General features: G+C 53.0%; 8 protein-coding genes and 1 pseudogene. 5 read left to right on the forward strand and 4 right to left on the reverse strand.

Annotated features, from left to right (window positions below; translation table 11 throughout):
* On the reverse strand, window positions 1–307 hold a 307-nt coding region (locus QCH34_RS03975; RefSeq protein ID WP_300330469.1), incomplete at its 3' end, for a radical SAM protein.
* A gap of 196 nt (window positions 308–503) precedes the next feature.
* Window positions 504–659 (reverse strand): hypothetical protein, encoded by a 156-nt coding sequence (locus QCH34_RS03980; RefSeq protein ID WP_300330472.1) that lies wholly within the window; start codon window positions 657–659, stop codon window positions 504–506.
* Between the two features lie 141 nt (window positions 660–800).
* On the opposite strand from QCH34_RS03980, the gene QCH34_RS03985 reads away from it, so the two are divergent.
* The 5 genes from QCH34_RS03985 to QCH34_RS04005 are packed head-to-tail and all read left to right on the forward strand — an operon-like array spanning window position 801 to window position 5,399.
* Window positions 801–2,579 (forward strand): Na(+)/H(+) antiporter subunit D, encoded by a 1,779-nt coding sequence (locus QCH34_RS03985; protein ID WP_300330475.1) that lies wholly within the window; start codon window positions 801–803, stop codon window positions 2,577–2,579.
* A gap of 50 nt (window positions 2,580–2,629) precedes the next feature.
* Window positions 2,630–3,049, forward strand: a complete 420-nt coding sequence (locus tag QCH34_RS03990) for a hypothetical protein (protein ID WP_300330480.1) — start codon at window positions 2,630–2,632, stop codon at window positions 3,047–3,049.
* A 26-nt stretch (window positions 3,050–3,075) separates the two neighbouring features.
* Window positions 3,076–3,792, forward strand: coding sequence for a YkgJ family cysteine cluster protein (locus QCH34_RS03995; protein ID WP_300330483.1), 717 nt, complete (start codon window positions 3,076–3,078; stop codon window positions 3,790–3,792).
* Window positions 3,793–3,844: 52 nt separating this feature from the next.
* Window positions 3,845–4,429 (forward strand): YIP1 family protein, encoded by a 585-nt coding sequence (locus QCH34_RS04000; protein WP_300330486.1) that lies wholly within the window; start codon window positions 3,845–3,847, stop codon window positions 4,427–4,429.
* A 58-nt stretch (window positions 4,430–4,487) separates the two neighbouring features.
* Complete coding sequence (locus QCH34_RS04005; protein WP_300330489.1) at window positions 4,488–5,399, forward strand: DUF308 domain-containing protein; 912 nt, start codon at window positions 4,488–4,490, stop codon at window positions 5,397–5,399.
* Window positions 5,400–5,408: 9 nt separating this feature from the next.
* On the opposite strand, the gene rbcL is transcribed toward QCH34_RS04005, so the two are convergent.
* Window positions 5,409–6,701: a type III ribulose-bisphosphate carboxylase gene (gene rbcL, locus QCH34_RS04010; protein ID WP_300330492.1), complete on the reverse strand. Its 1,293-nt coding sequence runs from the start codon at window positions 6,699–6,701 to the stop codon at window positions 5,409–5,411.
* Between the two features lie 86 nt (window positions 6,702–6,787).
* Window positions 6,788–7,188, reverse strand: a pseudogene (locus QCH34_RS04015) (elongation factor EF-2); the annotation flags it as partial.

Consider the following 7,188-nt stretch of genomic DNA (forward strand, 5'->3'; position numbering starts at 1 on the left):
CGTCTGCAATCTCCGGTGTCATCCGCCAGAGATTAGACTGGAGTGCAAAATCGGGGTTAAGTTCGGAGAGCCCCTCTGCAAGGATCGGGAGTGCCTGACGGTAAAAATCCGCACCTGCAAGGAGCGGCTCCCCCCCGTGAAAGGTGAAGGTGACGGGATCGGTCCGGAAACTCTTCAGCCACCTGACGATATCGTGGATCGTCTTGATGGACATGACAGGCGATCCCTCCTCGGAACTCCAGCAGTAGGCACAGTTGCCCGGACACCCAAGGGTTGGTATGATCATCACGTGGAACGGATTTTTCATCGTATTTCAGTATCTGGTCATCCATACAGCTCCTTAATGCTATTCATTCATGCAGGGCAACCCTACCCGGAAAAACCGGATTGGGAATTCCTGAAATGACAAATAATGTCCCGAATGAGTTATCTGTGTAATATTTGGCGTTCTTTCATCAGGTTAAACTTATTGTCTGTCGGGTATATGTATCATCATGAGTCTCTCACTGATCATGCATCGAATTGACAGAGACAGTATCACAGAGTATCGTCTGCCCCTCTTCTCTCCTGACGATAGATGAAACCGGCAGGTGCTGCATGAGGGTCTGACTTGCGATCCACGATGCCGCGTATCCGGGTATGATCCACAACCTTCTCATTCACGATGAGTCGGGTGTATGTACAATCAGGCAGTTTCCCGGCTGGAAGTGAAGGAGTGATATGATGACACAAGTTATCGGGCAGAAGATGAGGCACCCAATGCAGGAGCGGATGCTCTCACTCTTCAGGAGGCAGCTCTCATGATTGCCATCCCTCCGTTCCTCATCTATATCATAGGTGCCGCCCTCCTCCCTCTCCTCCCGAAGAGGGTGCGGCATGAGTGGATGCTTTTTGTCACAATAGCCGGGCTTGCCGCAATCAGCCTTCAGGAATACGGGATGGTGGTTCCTGTCCTTCAGCTTCTCCCCGGAATAGAGCTCTCCCTCCTCTCGGTTGACGGCCTGTCACGGGTGGTTGGCTATATCTTTGCAGGAATCAGTGTCCTTGCCGTCATCTACTCGAGCCAGGAGGAGCGTATCTCCCACCAGATGGCATTACTGGTTCAGGTCGCATCAGGAATGGGTATCGTCTATGCAGGCGACTTCATCACCCTCTTCATCTTCTGGGAACTGCTCGCCCTCTCCTCACTTGCCCTCATCTGGCATGGATATGAGGGTTCACAGGGTGCCGGGTATCGGTATGCCCTGATGCATATCCTCGGAGGGGTCTTCCTCCTTGCAGCTATCGCCGTTCAGTTTGCTGAAACCGGTTCGCTTCAGATCGGCCTCGCCGCCCCTGGTACTGCTGCCCTCCTCTTCATTATCGGGATCGGAATGAATGCCGCGATCATCCCGCTCCATGCCTGGCTTCCCGAATCATATTCAAAGGCATCGATTGTGGGATCGGTCATCCTCTGCATCTTCACGACCAAGGCAGCGGTGTACCTGCTGGCACGTACCCTCCCCGGATCCGAGGCGGTGATGTACCTGGGAGCGATCATGGTCGTTTACGGTCTCGTCTTTGCGATCCTTCAGGATGATATGCGGATGCTCCTCTCCTACCATGTGATCAGCCAGGTCGGGTACATGGTCGCTGCTGTCGGTATCGGCACCACACTCGCCTTGAACGGGGGTATTGCCCATCTCTTCAACCATATCCTCTACAAGGCCCTCCTCTTCATGGTGGTGGGGGCGATCATCTACCAGACCGGCAGACACCGCCTCTCCGAACTCGGCGGACTCGGGAAGCAGATGCCGATCACTTTCTATGTCTCCCTGATAGCATCTGCTGCCATTGCAGGTGTACCGGGGTTCAATGGCTATGTCAGCAAGGAGATGATCGTCGGAGCGGCTGCTGAGAGCGGTCTTTTAACCCTTGAGTTGCTCCTTCTGATAGGGTCGATCGGTACCTTCCTCTCCTTTGTGAAACTGAACTACTATGCATTCATCAGGGAGAAGCTTGATCTAATTACACGTGACCCTCCGGTTCCGATGCTCATTGCAATGGTGATGACCGCATCTGCCTGCGTAATCTATGGTGTCTATCCCTGGATCCTCTTCTCGATCCTCCCTTATCCGGTCACCCATGATATCTTCAGCATCTCGCATATCCTTGAGATGATCCTCATCTTTGCTGCAGTGCTGCTGAACCTCTGGATCGTGAGGAGCATGATTCAAAAACCAACCTATATTCCCCCCGATATGATGGATCTCTATCGTGCCGGAGGGCGGGGTGTCCTCTACCTCTCCCATACCCTCCTCCCCAGTCTCCAGAACATCATCTCGGTTTCTCTTGACTGGTGTGTGGACGGGGCTTCATGGCTCTCAAAAAACCCGGTCATGGCAGTGGATATCCTTTCATATGTGATATCTGTACCCCTCTCATTCAATCCTGAAAGGCGGAGAGAGAAGGAGATCCGGCTCTCAATCCTGATCAATACATATCCTCAGGCAATTCCGCAGTCCACCAATGCCGGATATGGAATCTTCCTGGTGGCAGCAATCGCCTTTGCCTATTTTCTGATGGTTTTTCTCTTCTGACCCACTGAAGCGATCCTTTATTCTCCTCTGGTACTGAATTACTATTACCTATGATCGAGTCCTCCGGATGTGCAGAGCCCCTGAAACCCTATCGCGAGATACCGGGAAGAACACCTGGAGAAAAGTGCGAGACCATCGGGATTGTCCCCGGAAAGCTGATGCCGCTCTCTGAACTCAGGCAGATTCAGGAGCAGTGCAAAATTACCGTATTTCTCTTCTTTGACGAACGGATCGCCAGGCATTCGACCATGCAGAGCGATATCGATAACTATTCCCTGCTTCCCCCAAAGGCACGGCCGTATCTTGAACTTCATCAGTTCTACCGGGTAATCGAGGAAGAAGGGCTTGAACTCATCGATGGTGAGTCGGTCTCTGCTGAAATTCTGACTGTTGGCGAGCTGGAATGTCCATCATGCGGGGGCATTCGTTTTGACCCCTATATCCGGGCTCTCCTCCTCTCTGATGAATAAAACCTGCGATTGCTATGAGCAGGAACATGAGCATACAGGACCACATTATCACGCTTAAACAGGATGAAGCAGCACTTCTTGGGTATTCTGAAGATGAGCTGATCAGCATCATCCGTGATGTCGGATTCTCCTGTGACGGATGCGGGCGATGCTGCACCGCATCCTATAACGGCCATGTCTTCCTCCTTGACAGCGATCTCCCTTATATCCGAAATAATCACCCTGAAGCCCTCATTCCGGCGCCTGACTTTGAATATGGGGATCAGCATGGTATCCTGTATGTCTCGGGATATGCCCTGAGGGTTCATGAGGATGGGCGGTGTCTCTTTCTGGATGCAGGCAACCGGTGCGAAATCTATGAGAACCGGTTCTCGATCTGCCGCATCTACCCCTATATGCTTCACCGGGAACCTGATGCCAACGGGGTGGTGGAATGGCGGCAGATATCTGGTCTTGGAGAACACGGGGAATATCACAGTGAGATCACTGAAGAAGAGGCAACAACGATCGCTAACCAGGTCCTCTCCTATGAACTGGACTTTGTCCGGCAGCAGATCGGCTTCTGGGAAGCGATCTCCTTGTACTTCGACGAACAGAACCTCCGGCATGTCAGGAAGATCTATGATCAGGCACTCCGGCGGTTCCGGAAGGGTGAGCCGGTGCGGGTGATGGTCTATGCGGGAGGATCATTTGAAGAGCATATTGTAGGAATTGGGGAGTACCGCGGCTTCTCGTCCCCATAACACATTCAAACCATGGAAAGGGTATTTATAGGGGCATATCATTTCTTTATATATGTCACTTCCTTTCATTGAGACATTCAAGGGGATGATCACATCCCCCGGAGAAACGATCCGGAAGAGCAGTTCCGGGACGCTCACAGATTCAATCATCTACTTTTTGATTGTCATCTTCATCTACTCGGTACTGACAACTATAATTGAACAATTTATCGGCCCTGTCCTTCCGATCCCCTTATCACCAGGTGCGGATATCGCTATGATAATTTCCTTTATCATAGCACTCGTCATAATCGGGACGATAACACTGTTGATCGCCGGTGCCATCATCCATATCTGTGCGAAGATCCTCGGCGGAAAAGGCGATTATACCGCAACGGTGCGTGCCTTTGCACTTGCTGAGACACCTTCTGCGGCTATTGGGTGGATTCCCTTTATTGGCCTCCTTGCAGGTATCTGGGGCTTTATACTGATGGTAATGGGTATCCGCGATTACCATGGGATATCAACGATCCGGGCATTGATTGCAGTGCTCCTGCCGGTGTTCATCCTTGTCATCCTGGCAGTCCTCGGGCTCATGTTCTTCATGATCGATCCGACAAGCGTAACGGTGACTGAGATCCCATCAGTCACCTTCTAGATCCTCCTCCCTTTTTTCGATAGATACGCACAAATAATCCCAAAACAAGATTTTATGTATGCAGAGGCTTGAAGATCTCCTCGAACCCCTCCATGAAGGTGTCTGGGAGGTGGTGGTGCCAAAGAGCGGGGTTGCCTCTCCGCTCTCGGAGAACTGGGTTCTCTCCCGCATGAATATCCCCTCCCCCGGAACCCTTGCAAGCTACCGGTTCGGCCAGTACCACCTGCATGAGACTGCCACCGAATACCGGGTGCACCTTGACCGCTATGATCCAAAAGAGCATCCGGTTCTGCATCTTGCAGATGATGCGCCGCTCGTCCTGATGGTGATAGATACCATATCCGCTCTCCTGATCGATTCAAAAAAAGCTCTTGTGCGGGATACTTCAGAAGTGCTCTCGGAGCAGACAAAGGCCTGGAAGCTCGTTGCCTTCTGCGGCATCTTCATGCTCCTCTTTGGCATCCAGATACTTACTGAACCATTCATCACATTTGACAGCCTCACCCGGCTCATCATCCCTCTCCTCTTCCTGGCTCTTTCTTATCCTTTCCTGAGGTCTGCGTTTGTAATCAGGCCATTTCGACTGCGATCGATTGGGCGTTTTGTTATCGGGCTTGGGATTGCTCTCCTTGCTCTCAGCACATTCTTCTCTGAACCTGATGAACTTGCAGGAACCTTCCTTTTTGTCCTGGCGATATGGACCTTTGCGAGTGCCTGGATCTCACTGAAAAGGGTTTTAAGGGGGAAAAAAGCCGTGCCTGAGGGGTTCTGGCTGAGGCTTGCGGTTGGTATCCTCTCGCTTGCCGTTGCGTTCATGGCGATCATTGCACCGGAAGCAATCATCGCGATCCTGATGTATCTCCTGGCAGGGATTGCCCTCCTTATCGGCATCTACCTGATTGCAGAGGGGATGGCACTGAGAAAAAGGATGAGGGTTCCGGATCCCTCCCGAGAAGAGATCCTGGCATAATCTGTCTGGCTATACCGGCTTATAGGCGCCCCATTTCTCAAGGGCTCGTGCGAGCTCAGGTGCCTTTTGAGCCTTCTCTTCCAGTGAGAGGCCGTCCTGCCATGCCTCGATCGCCTGCATGGTAGCAGCTGCCCCGGCACGGGTGCCGTCCGGGTGGCCGTGAATGCCGCCTGATACGAGGAGCACGAGTTCTTCTCCATAGATGTCAAGGACATCGGGGACAAGACCGGGGTGAAGGCCGCCTGAAGAGACCGGGAATGCACTTTTGATATGTCCCCAGTTCTGCTCAAGCGCCATCCCGGGAACTGCCTGCACCTTCTCTTCCCGCAGGACATCTGCGAGCACTTTCGCTTCCTGAGAGGTACCGACGAGCTTTCCGACTGCTGTTCCGGTATGGATCTGCGAAACGCCGATCAGACGCATCATCTTCGCAAGGAACTGCATGGTGATCCCATGCCGGGGATCGCGGTCAAATGCCGCATGCATCGCCCGGTGGGCATGGATTGCAATGCCGAGGTCTGAGCAGTAGTCACGGAGCGTCATGACAGCGGCAAACCCGGCGACGACCACATCGATCATCGCATAGTTCCATCCGTTGGCTGCAAGTAGATCTACCCGCTGTTTCATCGTCTCGGTATCAGCGGTGATATTGATGAACGCCGACTTCTTCTCTCCGGTGATCTGCTCGGCCTTATCGCGTTTTTCCGTGAGTGCGGCCACCCGGTCATCGAACCGGTTGAAGGAGGTGGAGGTGAGGTTCTCATCATCCTTGACAAAATCAAACCCTCCCATCCATGTCTCAAACCCGATCTCGGCATGTTCGGCAGCAGAGAACCCTATCTTTGGTTTTGGCACTGCTCCGGTCAGGGGGCGGCCATGGATCCCTGTCAGCTTCCTGATCCCTTCATTGCCGAAATGCGGGCCATCGAAGTTTCTCAGATATACCTCTGGCAGAGTAGCATCGATCAGCCTGAGCTGGTTGACAGCTTTCATACCGAAGATATTCCCGGCGATACCGCTTAAGAGCTGGACAGCATTCCCCTCTTCCCAGAGACCGATCGGATAGGCGATCTTCAGGAACTGTCCGTCTATCTCAAAGGCGGTTGCCTGAAGATCCTTCATCCTCGGCGGGAGAGAATAGAGGGTTGTCCATGTCCCCGTGGAGCTTTCAGATGCAACCCTGCCTGCTGCTTCCTTCATACTGATCCCGGATGCCGGGGTGCAGGAGAAGAGGCAGATGATATCATCCTCTGCGGGGGTATGGCTCAGATCAACAAATTCATCGTACCAGTCGATTGGCATACTCACTCACTATGTGAAAGAGGTAGATAAAGGTCGCTCTCGTGATATGAGGACGAAAAAAAAGGACAGGGTGGAGGTGATCCCTCTTATGCGAGGTAGTCGCCAGGTGTTGGGATCTGTTCTTTCAGACCCTTCCGCTTCCGGATACCCATAACAACTTCACCGACAAGGCTTGCAGGAACCAGCTGGAACCCGGCAAACTCGGTGCTCCACATTGCACGTCCTTCGGTTGCTGACCTGAGGTCGCCTGCGAACCCGAAGAGTTCTGCAACCGGGGCAGTGCCGTTGACCACAATCTGGTCGCCTTCCGAATCGGTGGTGGTGAGCTGTCCGCGCCGACCCTGGATCTGGGAGATTGCCGCTCCCATCTGGTCCTGCGGGACGGTGATCTGGATCTTCTGGACTGGCTCGAGGAGCTGGTCGTTTGCCATCAGGCATGCAGCTTTCACAGCAGCTCTTACTGCCGGGATGACCTGTGCAGGGCCAC

It is taken from the genome of Methanocalculus sp. (genome assembly GCF_029762515.1).
Lineage (GTDB): Archaea > Halobacteriota > Methanomicrobia > Methanomicrobiales > Methanocorpusculaceae > Methanocalculus.

Bases quoted from the DNA above. Each gene is read 5' to 3' on its own strand.
- QCH34_RS03980 (WP_300330472.1), bottom strand. From the start codon at position 659: ATGAGAAGGTTGTGGATCATACCCGGATACGCGGCATCGTGGATCGCA.
- QCH34_RS03985 (WP_300330475.1), top strand. From the start codon at position 801: ATGATTGCCATCCCTCCGTTCCTCATCTATATCATAGGTGCCGCCCTC.
- QCH34_RS03990 (WP_300330480.1), top strand. From the start codon at position 2,630: ATGATCGAGTCCTCCGGATGTGCAGAGCCCCTGAAACCCTATCGCGAG.
- QCH34_RS03995 (WP_300330483.1), top strand. From the start codon at position 3,076: ATGAGCATACAGGACCACATTATCACGCTTAAACAGGATGAAGCAGCA.
- QCH34_RS04000 (WP_300330486.1), top strand. From the start codon at position 3,845: ATGTCACTTCCTTTCATTGAGACATTCAAGGGGATGATCACATCCCCC.
- QCH34_RS04005 (WP_300330489.1), top strand. From the start codon at position 4,488: ATGCAGAGGCTTGAAGATCTCCTCGAACCCCTCCATGAAGGTGTCTGG.
- rbcL (WP_300330492.1), bottom strand. From the start codon at position 6,701: ATGCCAATCGACTGGTACGATGAATTTGTTGATCTGAGCCATACCCCC.